The sequence below is a fragment of the Methylobacterium soli genome (genome assembly GCF_008806385.1).
GTDB lineage: Bacteria > Pseudomonadota > Alphaproteobacteria > Rhizobiales > Beijerinckiaceae > Methylobacterium > Methylobacterium soli.
Map to the genome: position 1 here is coordinate 14,583 of NZ_VZZK01000036.1, position 15,797 is coordinate 30,379.

Consider the following 15,797-nt stretch of genomic DNA (forward strand, 5'->3'; position numbering starts at 1 on the left):
ATCCCTTCGTCTCCCGTCCGGGCCGCAGCCTCAGCCGTCTTCCTGGTACAGAAGCGTGAGCGTACCGAGAAGACTCCCTACCACGGCCGGGAACCACGCCGCCACCGGCGGAGCCACGATCCCGGACGCACCCAAGCCTTCCATGACCTGACGGGCGACGTAGAGGGCAAACCCCGCCGCCACCCCGCCGAGCACGAGTTTGCCCACACCACCAAAGCGGAAGAACCGTAAGGAAACGGTTGCCGCCACGAGGACCATTGCGACGAAGAGGATCGGCCGAGCCCACAACACATCATACTGGAGTCGGTATCGGGTCGCATCCAACCCGGCCCGCTCGCTGCGCGCGATGGTCTCGGGAAGTTGCCAGAAAGGCACAGATTCCGGGGGTGTGAAGCGCTGCCGCACCTGCCCGGGCTCCAAGGTCGAGGCGATCAGGTAGCTGCCATAGCTCTCGGGAGGCACGCCAGGGGCGAGAACGCGCGCCTCGCTCAACTCCCAGTAGCCGACGTGCAGACTCGCCCGCGCAGCCTCGATCTGGGAGACGAAGATGCCCGCCTCGTCGAAGGTGAAGACCGAGACGCCGGCCAGCGTCGTGGTCCCCTCGATCGCGGTCTCGGCCCGGATGATGGCCTGCCCATCGAGGCTCTTCTGGCGGATCCAGAGGTCCTTGCCGGAGCTGGCCTTGGTCGAGCGGGCGAAGATCTTCGCCTCGATTTCTGTGGAGCGCTGCTTCAGCACCGCCGAGAGCGGGTTGTAGACGCCCACCGTGAAGGCCCCGAGCGCCAAAGCCACGAAGATCCCGGGCTGCAGGAACTGCCAGGCCGAGATCCCGGCGGCGCGGGCCACCACGAGTTCCAGCTTGCGCGAGAGCTGCAGCAGGGCCGCCATCGAGCCGAACAGAACCGCGAAGGGCAGCACGCCCTCCGCCACAGCCGGCGTCCGGTAGAGGGAGAGCTGCGCCATCAGCCCCGTCGTCGCGCCCTCGGCATCGCCCGCGCGCCGCAGGAGCTCGACGAAATCGAGGGTGTAGACCAGGGCGAAGACGGTGAGGAACACGCCCAGCACCGTGCGCACGAAGCGCATGGCGAAGTAGCGCCCGAGGGTCAGGCCGATCAGCATGGGGCCGGCTCCTCAGCGCGCCGCGAGGCGGGGCACGCCGAGGCGCCCGCTCACCGACCGGCGCAGGCCGGCGCCGAGGGCGCGCATGGCGGCCCCCTGGAAGATGATCAGCGCCGAGAGCGCGATGGCCAGGAGCGGCACCGCGTAGACGGCGATGACCGCGCCTTGGCTGCGCGCCGCCGCGCTGCTCGCCGCGAAGCCCGCGATGCGCAGCACCACCACCGCCAGGACGGCGCCCGCCACCGCGAGGCCCCGGCCCTGGCGGGTGGTGCGCGGGTCGCCGAGGGCCGCGAAGGCGATGAAGGCCAGCGCCAGGGGATAGAGCCAGGAGGAGAGCCGGTCGTGCAGCTCCGCCCGGAACCGGCCCTTCTGCAACTGGTAATAGCCCTCGCTCCGGTCGGGGAAGAGCAGCTGCATCGTCGAGCGCTCGCGCGGCTTGTAGACCACGTCGGCATCGGGGGGCGCGAAGGCCGCGAGGTCGATCGTATAGCGCTCGAAGGTGAGGATCGAGGAGTCGCGCGAATCCTTCTGCTGCTGGTGCACGCTGCCCTTCTCGAGGGCGAGGTAGCTCTGGCCGTCGACGTCGATCGCCTGACCGCGCTCGGCGAGGTAGACCTTGGTCTTGCCGGCCTCGCGCCGGTCCTGGATGAACAGGCCGAGCAGCATCCCGCCCTGGCCGCGCTCGCGGAAGTGGAAGGTGATGCCGTTGTCGAGCGCCGTGAACTGCCCCTCCTTGACGACGTTGGCGATGAAGTCGCCGCGCACGCGGGTCACGACGTCGCGCAATTCCTGGAAGCTCGACGGCATCACCTGGATGGTCAGGAAGGACACGAGCACGCTGATCGCCAGCGCCAGGGTCAGGAACGGCCGCAGGAGGCTGCGCGGCGTCATTCCGGCCGCCGACATCACGATCAGCTCGGAATCGCCGTTCAGCTTGTTCAGCGCGTAGATCACCGCGATGAACAGCGCCATCGGGGCGATCACAACCACGAGGGTCGGCAGCGACAGGCCGGTGACGAACAGGAAGATCAGGAGTGTCTGACCCTTGGCGGTGATCAGGTCGAGCTCGCGCAGGGCCTGCGTCACCCAGATCGTGCCGGTCAGGCCGATCAGGCAGGCCAGGAAAGCCGAGAGCGCGATGCGGAATATGTAGCGCTCGATCTGCGTCATCGGGTCTCGCGATCAGGCACCCGCCGGGCTCCTCCCGGCAGATCCCCCCTTGCGTGCGGTGCGCCCCCCACACGGTCGAGCCCCTCTCAGGACCCGGAACTTGGGCCGTTTTAAGGGCAGGCCGGTCGCGTTGCGTTCTCCGCCTCAGCGGCTACACAGGAAGCCGGCCGCGCGCCCGACCGCGCCAGAGACATCATCGCAGGACGGAAAGCAACGACATGGCGGACGGCATCACCATCAGCTTCGGGCCGGTCGGCCCGGCAGGCCCCGGCGATCTCGTCGTGTTCGTTGGCGACGACCTGTCCCTCAGCGGAGCGGCCCGCGACCTCCTCGGCTCCGCCGGCGCCGACCTCGTGGCGCGCGCCGCCGCGAGCGAGCGCTTCAAGGGCCGCTCGCTGACGGCCCTCGCCCTGCCGGCGCCGGCCGGCATCGAGGCCGAGCGCCTCGTGGTGATCGGCCTCGGCACCGAGAAGGATAGGGCCAAGCTCGACTGGCCGGTCCTCGGCGGCTTCACGGCCGGCAAGGTCTCGGGCCGCACCGCCCGGGTGCTCCTCGACTGGCCGGGCGCCCCGGTGAGCGGCGAGAATGCGGGCGAGTTCGCCCTCGGCGCCCGCCTGCGCAGCTACAGCTTCGACCGCTACAAGACCAAGAAGAAGCCCGATGCCGACGAGAATGGCGGCACCAGCCTGACCCTGATGCTCGCCGAGCCCGCGGGCGCCGAGGCCGCCGCCCGGGCGAGCGAGGCCGTCGCCGAGGGCGTGGTGCTCGCCCGCGACCTCATCAACGAGCCGCCGAACGTGCTCTTCCCCGAGGAATTCGCCCGCCGTGCCGCCGAGCTGACGCGCCTCGGCGTCGAGGTCGAGGTGATCGAGCCCGAGCGGATGCGCGCGCTCAACATGGGGGCGATCCTGGCGGTGGCGCAGGGCTCGGCCCGCGAGCCGCGCATCGTGGTGATGCGCTGGAACGGCGCGCCCGACCGCTCGGACCCGCCGCTCGCGCTGGTCGGCAAGGGCGTGGTCTTCGATTCCGGCGGCGTCTCGATCAAGTCGGCCGGCGGCATGGAGGACATGAAGGGCGACATGGGCGGCGCCGCCGCCGTCGTCGGCACGCTCCACGCCCTGGCGAGCCGCAAGGCCAAGGTGAACGTCGTCGGCGCCATCGGCATCGTCGAGAACATGCCGGACGGCGCCGCCTACCGGCCCTCCGACATCGTCACCTCGATGTCGGGCCAGACCATCGAGGTCATCAACACCGACGCCGAGGGCCGCCTCGTGCTGGCGGACGTGCTCTGGCACGTCCAGAGCACCTACAAGCCGAAATTCATGATCGACCTCGCGACGCTCACGGGCGCCATCATCGTGGCGCTCGGCCAGGACATCGCGGGCCTGTTCTCGAACGACGACGAGCTCGCGGCCCGGATCACGGCGGCCGGCGAGGCCACCGGCGAGAAGGTCTGGCGGATGCCGCTGATCCCGGCCTACGACAAGGCCATCGACTCGAAATTCGCCGACATGAAGAACACCGGCGGGCGTCACGGCGGGGCGGCCACCGCCGCGACCTTCATCAAGCGCTACGTCAACGACGTGCCCTGGGCCCATCTCGACATCGCGGGAGTCGGCATGTCGTCGAGCGCCAACGAGATCAACCGGAGCTGGGGCGCCGGCTGGGGCGTGCGCCTCCTCGACCGGCTGGTGCGCGAGCATTACGAGGCCAAGTAGCCCCCGGCGCCCGCGCGTCCTCGGCCGCGGGATGCGGCGGATCGCGTACCGGGCCTTTCGCCCCGCGCCGGGCGGAGCCATCCTCCGGCCCTCCGCATCCCGAGGGCCCGCATGAGACCCGCGACCGTCGCCGTGCCCGCCGCGCCCCTCGCCGCCGCGCTGCTGGCCCTCGCCGCCGTGGCCGCGACGGGCTTCGACCAGCGCAGCGCCCTGCCGCCGGCGGCGGAGCGCGTGTTCTACGGCTTCTTCCTCGACCGCTACCCGCTCTTCGCCTTCGCGCTGGTCTACGCGCTCGCCCGCATCCTGGCGGTCGCGGCGGGGCCCGGGCCGGCGGGGCCGGTCCGGCGGATCCTCGGGGCGCTCGTGGGCCTCGCCCTGGTTCTGACGCTCGGCCTCTACCCGACCTTCGGCGGCATGGTCCTGCGCAGCGGCTTCGCCACCGGCGGCATCGCCTTCTTGAACCAGGCGCCGATGTGGCTCGCCTATGCCCTCGGGGCGGCGGCGGCGGCCGCGAGCTACGGCGCCGCCCTCGGTCTCGGCGTCCTCCTGACGAACCGCGACCCGCGCCCGCGTTCGGGCTGGGGGCGGGCCCTCGCCGCGGGGGCCGGCCGCCTCGCCCTGGGCTTTGGCGCCCTCTGGTTCGCCCTCGCGGTGCTGGGCCTCGCGCGCGACGCCGGGATCGGCCCCTGGCCGCGCCGCGCGCTCACCATACCGGAATTCGGAATTTCCGCCGTCCTGCTGGTCCTGGCCTTCCTGCCGCACAGCGTGGTCGTCACCGGCCTTTCACATACTCGAACCAGTAATCCCTTGATCGAACCACCCCGATCCCGCTAAGCCCTGACTCAAAGGGGCCATAACCCGAAGGCAGATCCATGCTGCCGCGTCATCAGGGAGGATCGCCATGATCCAGGAGTGCCGAGCCACGCGCCCGTGGCTCTCCGCCTATCCGCCGGGCATGCCCGCGGAGATCGACGTCGAGCGGCTGGGCACGCTGGTCGACCTGTTCGAGACCAGCATCGCCCGCTACGCGGACCGGCCGGCGGTGACCTGCTTCGGCACGTCGGTGACATACGGCGCCCTCGGGGCCACCTCCGAGGCGCTCGCGGCCTGGCTGCAGGGGCAGGGCTTCGGCAAGGGTGACCGCGTCGCCATCATGATGCCGAACGTGCCGGCCTACGCGGCGGCCCTGTTCGGCACGCTGATCGCGGGCTGCACCGTCGTCAACGTCAACCCGCTCTACACCCCGCGCGAGCTCACGGCGCAGCTCCAGGATTCCGGGGCCCGGGCCCTGTTCGTGCTGGAGAACTTCGCCCACACGGTCGCGGCCTCCCTGGCGAACCTGCCGCGCCTCGAGCAGATCGTGGTGGCGGGCCCGGGCGACGGCCTCGGGGTCAAGGGGAAGGTGATCGACCTCGCCTCGCGTCATCTCAAGAAGGCAGTGCCGGCCTTCGCGCTGCCGCCGAGCCGCACCACGCGCTTCTCGGCCGCGGTGAAGCGGGGCAAGTGCCTGACGCGCCGGCGCGTGGCGGTCACGCCCGAGGACATCGCCTTCCTGCAATATACCGGGGGCACCACCGGCATCGCCAAGGCGGCGATGCTGACCCACCGCAACATCATGGCCAATGTCGAGCAGAGCCAGCTCTGGTTCGAGGCGACCGACGCCGAGGCCGGCCGCACCATGGTGACGGCCCTGCCGCTCTATCACATCTTCGCGCTCACCTGCTGCTTCTTCTTCTTCATGCGCCTCGGCGGCTGCTGCCTCCTGATCCCGAATCCGCGCGACGCGGACGGCTTCATCCGGACGCTGTCGAAGAGCCGCTTCACGCATTTCTCGGGCGTGAACACGCTCTTCAACCTGCTGGTGAACCACCCCAAGATCGGCACCATCGATTTCTCGCACGTCGATTACGTGGTGGCGGGCGGCATGGCGGTGCAGAAGGCCGTGGCGGCGAAGTGGAAGGCGGTCACCGGCCAGACCATCATCGAGGGCTACGGCCTCTCGGAGACCTCGCCCGTCGTCTGCGTGAACCCGTACCGCCTCGCGGAATGGTCGGGCACGATCGGCTACCCGCTGCCCTCGACCGAGGTGTCGATCCGCGGGCCGGACGGCATGCCGGTTCACACGGGTATGCCGGGCGAGATCTGCGTGCGCGGCCCGCAGGTGATGCGGGGCTACTGGAACCGGCCCGACGAGACCGCCCGCGCCACCACCGAGGACGGCTTCTTCCGCACCGGCGACGTCGCCGTGATGACGGCGGACGGGCAGGTCCGGATCGTCGACCGGATGAAGGACATGATCCTGGTCTCGGGTTTCAACGTCTACCCGAACGAGGTCGAGGACGTGCTGGCCTCCCACCCCGCCATCCTCGAATGCGCCGTCGTCGGCGCGCCCTATCCGGAGACCGGGGAGATGGTGGTCGCGCACGTGGTCCTGCGCGACAAGAGCGTGACCCAGGACGCCATCCGGGCCCATGCCCGGGCGCAGCTGACGGGCTACAAGGTGCCCCGCCAGGTGGTCTTCCACGAGGCCCTGCCGAAGACGAATGTCGGCAAGGTGCTGCGGCGGGCATTGCGCGAGGACCACCCCTCCGCCTGAGCCCGCGTCGCCGGGACGCAGCGCCCGCGCGAACTTTCGGGCCCCGTGCGGCGTAACCCGCGCGGACGCCGCGCCGAATGGCGAGGCAGTGTCACAGGCCCAGCCAATTGCCCCGGCGCGCGCGTCGAGACGGGGCGCGCCGGGAGGGCGCCGGGCGCCCGGAGGAGCCACCATGTACATCAAGCGTCAGCGCGGCTGGGAGATCCCCGAGCATCTCGCGACCCCGGAGGCGGTGTTCCTGAGCCGCCGCACCCTGCTCGGCGGTGCAGCGGGCCTCGCGGTGGCCTCGGCCTTCGGCGGGGGGCGCGCCGTCGCGGCCGCGGAATCCGGCGCCTATCCGGCGCCGCAGAACGGTGCCTACACCCTCGACCGGCCGGTGACGCCCGAGCGCTATAGCGGCGACTACAACAACTTCTACGAGTTCGGTACCTCCAAGACGGTGCTGCCGGCCGCCAACGCCCTCAAGACCGATCCCTGGACGATCAAGATCGACGGCCTCGTGGAGAAGCCCTTCGAGATCGGCGTCGAGGACCTGATCCGGAAGATCGGCCTCGAGGAGCGCCTCTACCGCCATCGCTGCGTCGAGGCCTGGTCGATGGCGGTGCCCTGGACGGGGTTTCCCCTGTCCAAGCTGGTGGCCCTCGCCAAGCCGGCATCCGGGGCGAAATACGTCCAGTTCCAGACTTTCCTCGACAAGGCGATGGCGCCGGGCCAGCGGCAATTCTTCTACCCCTGGCCCTATATCGAGGGGCTCACTTTGGCCGAGGCCGACAACGACCTCGCCTTCATGGTGACGGGCGTCTACGGCAAGCCGCTGCCCAACCAGTTCGGCGCGCCGATCCGCCTCGCGGTGCCGTGGAAATACGGCTTCAAATCCGCCAAGTCCCTGGTGAAGGTCTCCTTCGTGGCCGAGCGCCCAAAGACCTTCTGGGAGGGCCTGCAATCCGCCGAGTACGGCTTCTGGGCCAACGTGAACCCGGCCGTGTCCCATCCGCGCTGGAGCCAGGCGAGCGAGCGCGTGCTCGGCACGGACCAGCGGGTGCCGACCTTGATCTATAACGGCTACGGCGAGCAGGTCGCCGGCCTCTACAAGGGGCTGGAGAAGGAGCGGCTGTTCGTCTGAGCTTAGGCCGTCCCGAGGCCTGCCCACGGGCGGCGGCCTCGGGGGCGCTCAGTAGGTCCAGCGCTGCGCCTTGGTCACCAGGAAATCGCGAAACGCCTGGACCCGGGCCACCGTGCGCATCTCCTCGGCATAGACGAGGTAGCTCTCCAGGTTCGGCATCTCGCTGTCGCGCAGGACCTGGATCAGGCGGTCGTCGCCGTCGATGGCGTAATCCGGCAGGATGCCGATGCCGGCGCCGGTCTCCATCGCGAGTTGCAGGGCCGCGACGTTGTTCACCGTGAAATGGATCGGCCGGCGCTCGCGCCCCTCCCGCCCGACGCTCGCCAGCCAATGGGCGGCCAGCAGGTAGGACGGCTCGTTGCCGCCGAACGACACGAGGCGGTGGTTGTCGAGATCCTCGATGCTCTTCGGCTCCCCGAAGCGCTTGATGTAATCCGGGCTCGCGAAGGCGTGGTAGTGGACGGTGAAGAGCCGGCGCTGGATCAGATCCGGTTGGGCCGGGCGCCGCATCCGAATCGCCACGTCGGCCTCGCGCATGGCGAGATCGAGCTCCTCGTTCGTCAGGATCAGCTCGATGCGCACATCCGGGTAGAGGTCGAGGAACTCGGCCACCCGCTGCGCCAGCCAGGCGGTGCCGAGGCCCACCGTCGTCGTCACCCGCAGGTCCCCGGAGGGGCGCTCGCTCGTCTCGACGAGGCGCGCCTTGGTGTTCTCCAGCCGGAGCTTCATGTCCCGCGCGGCGCGAAACAGAAGGTCGCCCTGCTCCGTCAGGATCAGGCCGCGGGCGTGTCGGTGAAAGAGGGGCGCCTTCAGCTCGCGCTCCAGGGCGCTGATCTGCCGGCTGACGGCCGACTGGCTCAGGCCGATATCGTCACCCGCCCGCGTGAAGCTGCCGGCCTCCGCCACGTTGAGGAAGATCCGGATCTTGTCCCAATCCACGGCGTAAACTCCCGAACCTAGACCGGTCCCGCGGACTCACCTGCCACGCCGCCGGCCCGTGCCGTCGGATGGAGCGCGCCCCATCGCCCTGATCCCGCCCCGGCCCAAGCATTCGCCGCAGTGCCCACAAGGTCCGGGGCGCCGCGTGCGGGACGAGACGGTGCCGGCGCAGGCCGACACCCTGAGGATAGGACTTCCCTCTTGCGGTTTGGTTGCCGCGCAAGGCAAGTCCATTTGCGAAGATATTGTTGACGACCGATCGCGGACGCCCCCAATGAGGCCGGAAAGCGTTCATCGATGTGGCAGGGTTCGGGGCCGGAGCGGCGCCCCGCCATCACTCGGCGGCGGCCTGCCGCGGGGTCTCGCCGATCTCGAGATTGGCCAGGTACTTCTCCGCCTCGAGGGCGGCCATGCAGCCCATGCCGGCCGCCGTGATCGCCTGCCGGTAGACGTCGTCGGTGACGTCGCCCGCCGCGAAGACGCCGGGAATCTCGGTCTCGGCGGTGCCGGGGCGCACCGTCAGGTAGCCGCCGTGGCGCATCGGCAACTGGCCCTCGAAGATCGCGGTGGCGGGCTGGTGGCCGATCGCCACGAACAGGCCGTCCGCCTTCAATTCCGAGATCTCGCCCGTGCGGGTGTCCTTGAGGCGCAGATGCGTCATGCCGGGCGCCGGCTGGGTCTCGCCGCAGACCTCCTCGATGGCCTGGTGCCAGCGCACCTCGACATTCGGGTGCTTGAACAGGCGCTCCTGCAGGATGCGCTCGGCCCGGAACTCGCCGCGGCGGTGGATCACCGTCACCTTCTTGGCGAGATTGGCGAGGTAGAGCGCCTCCTCGACCGCGGTGTTGCCGCCGCCGACCACCGCGACCTCGCGGCCCCGGAAGAAGAAGCCGTCGCAGGTGGCGCAGGCCGAGACGCCGCCGCCCTGGAACTTGGCCTCCGAGGGAATGCCGAGCCACTTGGCCTGGGCGCCCGTCGCGATGATCAGCGCATCGCAGGAATAGGTCTCGCCGGAATCCGCCTCGAGCCGGAAGGGCCGGGTCTTCAGGTCGACCTTGGTGATGAATTCCGAGACGATCCGGGTGCCGACATGCTCGGCCTGCAGGCGCATCTGCTCCATCAGCCAGGGGCCCTGGATCGCCTCGGCGAAGCCTGGGTAATTCTCCACATCGGTGGTGATCATCAGCTGCCCGCCCGGCTGGAAGCCGGAGATGAGCAGGGGCTCGACCAGGGCGCGGGCCGCGTAGATGGCGGCCGTGTAACCGGCCGGTCCGGAGCCGATGATCACGAGCTTGGCATGGGTATGGGCCATATCGTCCTCAACTCCTCGGGCCGTCAGCGGGCCCCGCGATGCGCCGCGTAAGCCTCCGCCAGCGCCCGCGCGATCACGGGCGTCGCGTCGATCGGCTTGTAATCCAGAGGCTCCAAACGACCGATGAAGGGCTTGAGGGCCCCGGCCATCGCGAGTCCCGCGAACATGCGGCGATGACGGATATAGGTACGCGGAAGGTCGAACAGCAGGACCGGGGCGCCGGTGCTCACGGCCTCGCTGACCATGTTGGCGGAATCGGAGGTCACCACCACGGTCTCGGCGAGCGCCAGCATCGCCACGTAGGGGTTCTCGCCGGTGCCGTCCCAGAAGAAACCGCCGGTGCCGAGGACGAGCTTGCGCAGGGCCTCGCTCAAGGGCGCGGGGGTCCGGCGCGACACCGTCACCATCAGGCGGCAGCCCGCATCGGCGAGCTTGCGCAGGTCGCTCACCAGCCGCTTCATGTCGGCCTTGCGGTAGCTCAGATGCCGGCTGTCGCCGCCGATCAGCACCGCGACCCGGCGGCCGTCGAGCCCGGCCAGGCGCGGATCCAGCTCGGCCCGCGCCGCCGCGATCCGGATCGGCGTGACGAGGTGGGGGGCGGTCAGGGTGGTGAAGACGTTCGGCCCGCGCAGGTCGTCGTAATCCGGCACCCAGATGAAGTCGGCGCTGTCGTGCCCGGTGCGGGGATCCTTCAGGAAGGCCGTGAAGGTGCGGCCCCCGGTGGCGCGGCGCACGGCGCGCAGATAGGGCACCGCGCGCCGGCCCGAGGCGATCAGCAGGTCCGGGAAGGGTCCCGCGAGGGCGCCCCGCGCCCGCCCCGGCGCCTCGCGCGGGTCGATCGGGCCCCAGGGCGCGGTCCAGCCGAAGGGGCCGCGGGCGGGCACGCGGCGGATCTCGTAGGAGAGGCCCAGCGTCTCGGCGATGCCGACGCACTGGTTCTCGTCCCCGGCCTTGCCGTCGGTGACGATCCAGCTCCGGGCGCCGGCGAGCGGCGGGAGGGCGTGGATATCCGTCGCGGGAGGGCGGGCGAGCGTGTCGGCCACGGGGCTCAGTCGACGGGAAGCTGGCGGCGCAGCCACTCGGCGTAGATGTCCGCGATCACCGTGACGCGGCGGCGCTCGGAGGCGGGATCGTACCAGGCCCCGCCATAGCTCGACGGGGTCGCGGTGAGCTGGGGATGACGCCCGAGGACCTCGCCTCGGCGCCCGACTAGGAGTGCCTCCCCGTCGAGGTAATCGGTCTGGGTGCCGCCGCCGATGCCGCGTCCCATCGTCTGGCCGCCCGCGTAGGGAGGCAGGGACAGGCCGCGGATCAGCACCACCAGGCTCGGGCCGCGCCCGCCGAGACGATCGGCGAAGCTGCGCCGGAGCGCGGCGGTGAGATCCGCCCGCAGGGCCTCGGCCTGCGGACCGTTGCCCTGCGCGATCAGCGGCCGGACATCGACCCGCACATCGGCGTAGCGCTCGCCGTTGAGATTCGGGAAATCGCCGGCCAGCGCCGCCCCGCCGAGCGCGAGCGCCGCGAGGCCGGCGGCGAGGCCGCGAACGAGCGGGCCGAGCCGGCGCACGCGCAGGATGTGCAGGACGTTCAGGCGCATGGGGCTTCGATGCATGGGGCTCAGGCGCCGTACTGGACGCCGACGACCTCGTAGGACTTGCCGCCGCCGGGCGTCGTGACCTCGACGGTGTCGCCCACGCCCTTGCCGATCAGCGCGCGGGCGATCGGCGAGGTGATGGAGACCCGGCCCGAGCGCACGTCGGCCTCGGGCTCGCCGACGATCTGGTAGGTCTTCTCTTCCTCGGTGTCCTCGTCGACGAGCTTCACGATCGCGCCGAACTTGATCTTGTTGCCGGACAGCTTCGTGACGTCGATGATCTCGGCGCGCGAGATCATGCTCTCCAACTCGAGCACGCGGCCCTCGTTGTGGGACTGCGCCTCCTTGGCGGCGTGATACTCGGCATTCTCCGAGAGATCGCCCAGCGCCCGCGCCTCCGCGATCGCCTGGATGATGCGCTGCCGCTCGACCTGCTGGCGGTGCTTCAGCTCCTCCTCGAGGGCCGCGAAGCCACGCACCGTGATCGGAACCTTGTCTATCGCCATCGTCTCGCGCCACAATGAATAGGCCCGGCCGGGAACGCCTACGCTCCCTCCGGGCCATGATGAGAAGGCCCTGAACCCCGGACGCCGCGGCCGGCGCGAAATGCGCTGGCCGCTCAGTGGGTTCAGGCCGCGAAGTATTCCTGCAAGGCGCGGACCTGAAGATCGCCCTCGAGGTAGGCCTTGATCCCCTCGGCCGCCGCCATCGCGCCGGCTAGAGTGGTGTAGTACGGCACTTTATGCAAGAGGGCCGCCCGCCGGAGGGAGCGGGAGTCGGACAGCGCACCGGCTCCCTCGGTGGTGTTCAGGACGAGCTGGATATCGCCGTTCTTGATGGCGTCGACCACGTGCGGCCGGCCCTCCAGAACCTTGTTGATACGCTCCGTCGGGACGCCGTTCTCCACCAGGAAGCGCTGCGTGCCGCCGGTGGCCAGGATCGTGAAACCCAGATCCGACAGGAGCTTGATCGAGGGCAGGATGCGGTCCTTGTCGGCGTCCCTGACCGAGACGAAGACGGTGCCGGATCGCGGCACGGGCGAGCCGGCGCCGAGCTGGCTCTTGGCGAAGGCGACGCCGAAGCCGCCGTCGAGGCCGATGACCTCGCCCGTCGAGCGCATCTCGGGGCCGAGCAGCACGTCGACGCCGGGGAAGCGCGCGAAGGGGAACACCGCCTCCTTCACGGCGATGTGCTTGAGCGGCTTCGGCCTGAGGCCGAAGCTCGCGAGAGTCTCGCCGGCCATGATCCGGGCCGCGATCTTGGCGATGGGCTCGCCGATCACCTTGGCGACGAAGGGCACTGTCCGGGAGGCGCGCGGGTTCACCTCCAGCACGTAGATGACGCCGTCCTTGATGGCGTACTGGACGTTCATCAGGCCGCCGACCTTGAGGGCGAGCGCCATCGCCTTGGTCTGGCGCTCGAGCTCCGCGATGATCTCCGGGGAGAGCGAGCGGGAGGGCAGCGAGCAGGCGGAATCCCCCGAATGGATGCCCGCCTCCTCGATGTGCTCCATGATGCCGGCGATGAACACCTCGGTGCCGTCGCAGACCGCGTCCACGTCGATCTCGACCGCATCCGAGAGATAGCGGTCGAAGAGGAGCGGGTTCTTGCCCAGCACCGTGTTGATCTGGCCCGTCTTGTCGTTCGGGTAGCGGGCCTTGACCTCGGAAGGGATCAGGCTCGGAAGGGTGTCGAGGAGGTAGTCGGCGAACTGGCTCTCGTCGCGGATGATCGCCATGGCGCGGCCGCCAAGCACGTAGCTCGGGCGCACCACGAAGGGCAGGCCGAGATCGGCCGAGACCAGGCGGCTCTGCTCCACCGAGTAGGCGATGCCGTTCTTCGGCTGCTTCAGCCCGAGCTTGTCGAGGAGGCGCTTGAACTGGTCGCGGTCCTCGGCGAGGTCGATGGCGTCGGGCGCGGTGCCGAGGATCGGCACGCCCGCGGCCTCCAGCGCCCGCGCGAGCTTGAGGGGCGTCTGCCCGCCGAACTGCACGATGACGCCGTGCAGCGTGCCGGCCTGCCGTTCGGTCTCGATGATCTCGAGCACGTCCTCCTGGGTCAGCGGCTCGAAATAGAGCCGGTCCGAGGTGTCGTAATCGGTCGAGACCGTCTCCGGGTTGCAATTGACCATGATGGTCTCGTACCCGGCCTCGGTCAGCGCGAAGCAGGCATGGCAGCAGCAGTAATCGAACTCGATGCCCTGGCCGATCCGGTTCGGGCCGCCGCCCAGGATGATGACCTTCTTGCGCTCGCTCGGCAGCGCCTCGTCCGCGACGGTGCCGGCGAACGGCGCCACGTAGGTCGAGTACATGTAGGCGGTGGGCGCCTTGAACTCGGCCGCGCAGGTATCGATGCGCTTGAAGACCGGGCGCACGTCGAGCGCCCGGCGCATCGCGCGCACCTCCCCTTCCTCGGCCCCCACCAGCACGGCGAGACGCGCATCCGAGAAGCCGGCCGCCTTGAGCTGGCGGAAGGCCCCGGGAGTGCTGGGCAGGCCGTGGGCCTTCACCCGGTTCTCGAGGTCGACGATGGCCTGGAGCTGCTCCAGGAACCAGGGATCGATCTTGCAGGAGGCGTGGACCTCCTCGTGGCTGACGCCGAGGCGCAGAGCCTGCGCGACCTTGAGCAGGCGGTCCGGGGTCGGCGTGCCGATCGCTGCCTTGATGGCGTTGTGGTCGTCGCCCTTGCCGAGGCCCTCGATCTCGATCTCGTCGAGGCCCATCAGGCCGGTCTCGAGGGAGCGGAGCGCCTTCTGCAGCGATTCGGCGAAGCAGCGGCCGATCGCCATGGCCTCGCCCACGGACTTCATGGCGGTGGTCAGCGTCGGCTCGGCGCCCGGGAATTTCTCGAAGGCGAAGCGCGGGATCTTCGTGACCACGTAGTCGATGGTCGGCTCGAAGGAGGCCGGGGTCGCGCCGCCCGTGATGTCGTTGGCGATCTCGTCGAGGGTGTAGCCCACCGCGAGCTTGGCCGCGACCTTGGCGATCGGGAAGCCGGTGGCCTTCGAGGCGAGCGCCGAGGAGCGCGAGACGCGCGGGTTCATCTCGATGACGATCATCCGGCCAGTGGCCGGGTCAATGGCGAACTGGACGTTCGAGCCGCCGGTCTCGACGCCGATCTCGCGGAGCACCGCCAGCGAGGCGTCGCGCATCACCTGATACTCCTTGTCGGTGAGCGTCAGGGCCGGGGCGACCGTGATCGAGTCGCCCGTATGGACGCCCATCGGGTCGATGTTCTCGATGGAGCAGACGATGATGCAATTGTCCGCGCGGTCGCGGACCACCTCCATCTCGTACTCCTTCCAGCCGAGCACGCTCTCCTCGATCAGGACCTCGTTCGTCGGCGAGGCGTCGATGCCGCGCTCGACGATCTCGAGGAACTCCTCGCGGTTATAGGCGATGCCGCCGCCGGTGCCGCCCATGGTGAAGGAGGGCCGGATGATCGCCGGCAGGCCGACCTCGGCCAGGGCCGCCAGGGCCTGCCCGAGGGCGTGCTCGCCGTAGCGCTTGCGCCGCTCGCTCTCGCCGGCCTGCCACTTCTTCTCGAAGGCCGCGAGGGCCGCCTTGCGGGCCTCCGGATCGGCGATGTCCGCCTCGATTCGGGCGACCTCGTCGAGGTGCTTCTGCTTGTCGGCCTTCTTGGCGGCGGAGGCGTTGGCGAGCGCGGATTTCGGCGTCTCGAGCCCGATCTTCGTCATCGCGTCGCGGAAGAGGTGGCGGTCCTCGGCCTTGTCGATCGCCTCCGCGGTGGCGCCGATCATCTGCACGCCGAACCTGTCGAGCACGCCCATGCGCTGGAGCGAGAGGGCGCAGTTCAGCGCGGTCTGGCCGCCCATGGTCGGCAGGATCGCGTCGGGGCGCTCCTTCTCGATGATCTTGGCGACGATCTCGGGCGTGATCGGCTCGACATAGGTCGCATCCGCCATGTCCGGATCGGTCATGATGGTGGCGGGGTTCGAGTTGACCAGCACGATTCGGTAGCCCTCCTCGCGGAGGGCCTTGCAGGCCTGGGTCCCGGAATAATCGAACTCGCAGGCCTGCCCGATGATGATCGGACCCGCACCGATGATCAGGATCGAGGAAATGTCGGTGCGCTTCGGCATCGTTGGCCTTCGGTCAGGCGCGCGCGCCCGTCCTCGGGCGGCGCCGCGGGAGCGGAGCCGCCTGGAGGCGAGCGCATGCGGCGTGGATTGTCGTTGAGGCCCGCGTTTACACGCAGCCGGGCGC

At 69.9% G+C, this 15,797-nt stretch carries 12 protein-coding genes; 4 read left to right on the plus strand and 8 right to left on the minus strand.

Going from position 1 to position 15,797, the window contains the following annotated elements; all coding sequences use genetic code 11:
• Nucleotides 1–30: 30 nt before the first annotated feature.
• Both lptG and lptF read right to left on the minus strand, forming a co-directional pair.
• Entirely contained in the window at nt 31–1,119 is a 1,089-nt protein-coding gene (gene lptG, locus F6X53_RS25570; protein WP_151003643.1) for an LPS export ABC transporter permease LptG, read from the minus strand.
• A gap of 12 nt (nt 1,120–1,131) precedes the next feature.
• The gene (lptF, locus tag F6X53_RS25575) at nt 1,132–2,289 is read right to left on the minus strand and encodes an LPS export ABC transporter permease LptF (RefSeq protein ID WP_151003645.1); all 1,158 of its coding nucleotides are present in this window, start codon (nt 2,287–2,289) and stop codon (nt 1,132–1,134) included.
• 218 nt (nt 2,290–2,507) lie between these two features.
• Between lptF and F6X53_RS25580 the strand changes: the two genes are divergently transcribed.
• From F6X53_RS25580 to msrP, 4 genes are all read left to right on the plus strand, one after another.
• Nucleotides 2,508–4,007 (plus strand): leucyl aminopeptidase, encoded by a 1,500-nt coding sequence (locus F6X53_RS25580; protein ID WP_151003647.1) that lies wholly within the window; start codon nt 2,508–2,510, stop codon nt 4,005–4,007.
• Between the two features lie 111 nt (nt 4,008–4,118).
• Complete coding sequence (locus tag F6X53_RS25585) at nt 4,119–4,841, plus strand: hypothetical protein (protein ID WP_151003649.1); 723 nt, start codon at nt 4,119–4,121, stop codon at nt 4,839–4,841.
• 67 nt (nt 4,842–4,908) lie between these two features.
• Nucleotides 4,909–6,603 carry an AMP-binding protein gene (locus tag F6X53_RS25590; protein WP_151003651.1) on the plus strand — a complete coding sequence of 565 codons (1,695 nt, stop codon included), beginning with the start codon at nt 4,909–4,911 and terminating at the stop codon, nt 6,601–6,603.
• 172 nt (nt 6,604–6,775) lie between these two features.
• Complete coding sequence (gene msrP, locus F6X53_RS25595; protein ID WP_151003653.1) at nt 6,776–7,726, plus strand: protein-methionine-sulfoxide reductase catalytic subunit MsrP; 951 nt, start codon at nt 6,776–6,778, stop codon at nt 7,724–7,726.
• 48 nt (nt 7,727–7,774) lie between these two features.
• Here the strand turns inward: msrP and F6X53_RS25600 are convergent, their stop codons facing one another.
• The 6 genes from F6X53_RS25600 to carB all read right to left on the minus strand — a co-directional run bounded on the left by F6X53_RS25600 (nt 7,775) and on the right by carB (nt 15,673).
• Entirely contained in the window at nt 7,775–8,665 is an 891-nt protein-coding gene (locus F6X53_RS25600) for a LysR family transcriptional regulator (RefSeq protein WP_151003655.1), read from the minus strand.
• Nucleotides 8,666–8,999: 334 nt separating this feature from the next.
• Nucleotides 9,000–9,977 (minus strand): thioredoxin-disulfide reductase, encoded by a 978-nt coding sequence (trxB, locus tag F6X53_RS25605; protein WP_151003657.1) that lies wholly within the window; start codon nt 9,975–9,977, stop codon nt 9,000–9,002.
• Between the two features lie 23 nt (nt 9,978–10,000).
• Nucleotides 10,001–11,020, minus strand: a complete 1,020-nt coding sequence (locus F6X53_RS25610) for a mitochondrial fission ELM1 family protein (RefSeq protein ID WP_238296931.1) — start codon at nt 11,018–11,020, stop codon at nt 10,001–10,003.
• Nucleotides 11,021–11,025: 5 nt separating this feature from the next.
• Nucleotides 11,026–11,574, minus strand: coding sequence for a hypothetical protein (locus F6X53_RS25615; RefSeq protein WP_238296933.1), 549 nt, complete (start codon nt 11,572–11,574; stop codon nt 11,026–11,028).
• A 20-nt stretch (nt 11,575–11,594) separates the two neighbouring features.
• The gene (gene greA / locus F6X53_RS25620; protein WP_191971005.1) at nt 11,595–12,071 is read right to left on the minus strand and encodes a transcription elongation factor GreA; all 477 of its coding nucleotides are present in this window, start codon (nt 12,069–12,071) and stop codon (nt 11,595–11,597) included.
• A gap of 128 nt (nt 12,072–12,199) precedes the next feature.
• Complete coding sequence (gene carB / locus F6X53_RS25625; RefSeq protein ID WP_151003662.1) at nt 12,200–15,673, minus strand: carbamoyl-phosphate synthase large subunit; 3,474 nt, start codon at nt 15,671–15,673, stop codon at nt 12,200–12,202.
• Between the last annotated feature and the right edge of the window lie 124 nt (nt 15,674–15,797).

Coding starts and splice junctions, on each gene's coding strand:
- lptG (WP_151003643.1), bottom strand. CDS start 1,119: ATGCTGATCGGCCTGACCCTCGGGCGCTACTTCGCCATGCGCTTCGTG.
- lptF (WP_151003645.1), bottom strand. CDS start 2,289: ATGACGCAGATCGAGCGCTACATATTCCGCATCGCGCTCTCGGCTTTC.
- F6X53_RS25580 (WP_151003647.1), top strand. CDS start 2,508: ATGGCGGACGGCATCACCATCAGCTTCGGGCCGGTCGGCCCGGCAGGC.
- F6X53_RS25585 (WP_151003649.1), top strand. CDS start 4,119: ATGAGACCCGCGACCGTCGCCGTGCCCGCCGCGCCCCTCGCCGCCGCG.
- F6X53_RS25590 (WP_151003651.1), top strand. CDS start 4,909: ATGATCCAGGAGTGCCGAGCCACGCGCCCGTGGCTCTCCGCCTATCCG.
- msrP (WP_151003653.1), top strand. CDS start 6,776: ATGTACATCAAGCGTCAGCGCGGCTGGGAGATCCCCGAGCATCTCGCG.
- trxB (WP_151003657.1), bottom strand. CDS start 9,977: ATGGCCCATACCCATGCCAAGCTCGTGATCATCGGCTCCGGACCGGCC.
- F6X53_RS25615 (WP_238296933.1), bottom strand. CDS start 11,574: ATGCGCCTGAACGTCCTGCACATCCTGCGCGTGCGCCGGCTCGGCCCG.
- carB (WP_151003662.1), bottom strand. CDS start 15,673: ATGCCGAAGCGCACCGACATTTCCTCGATCCTGATCATCGGTGCGGGT.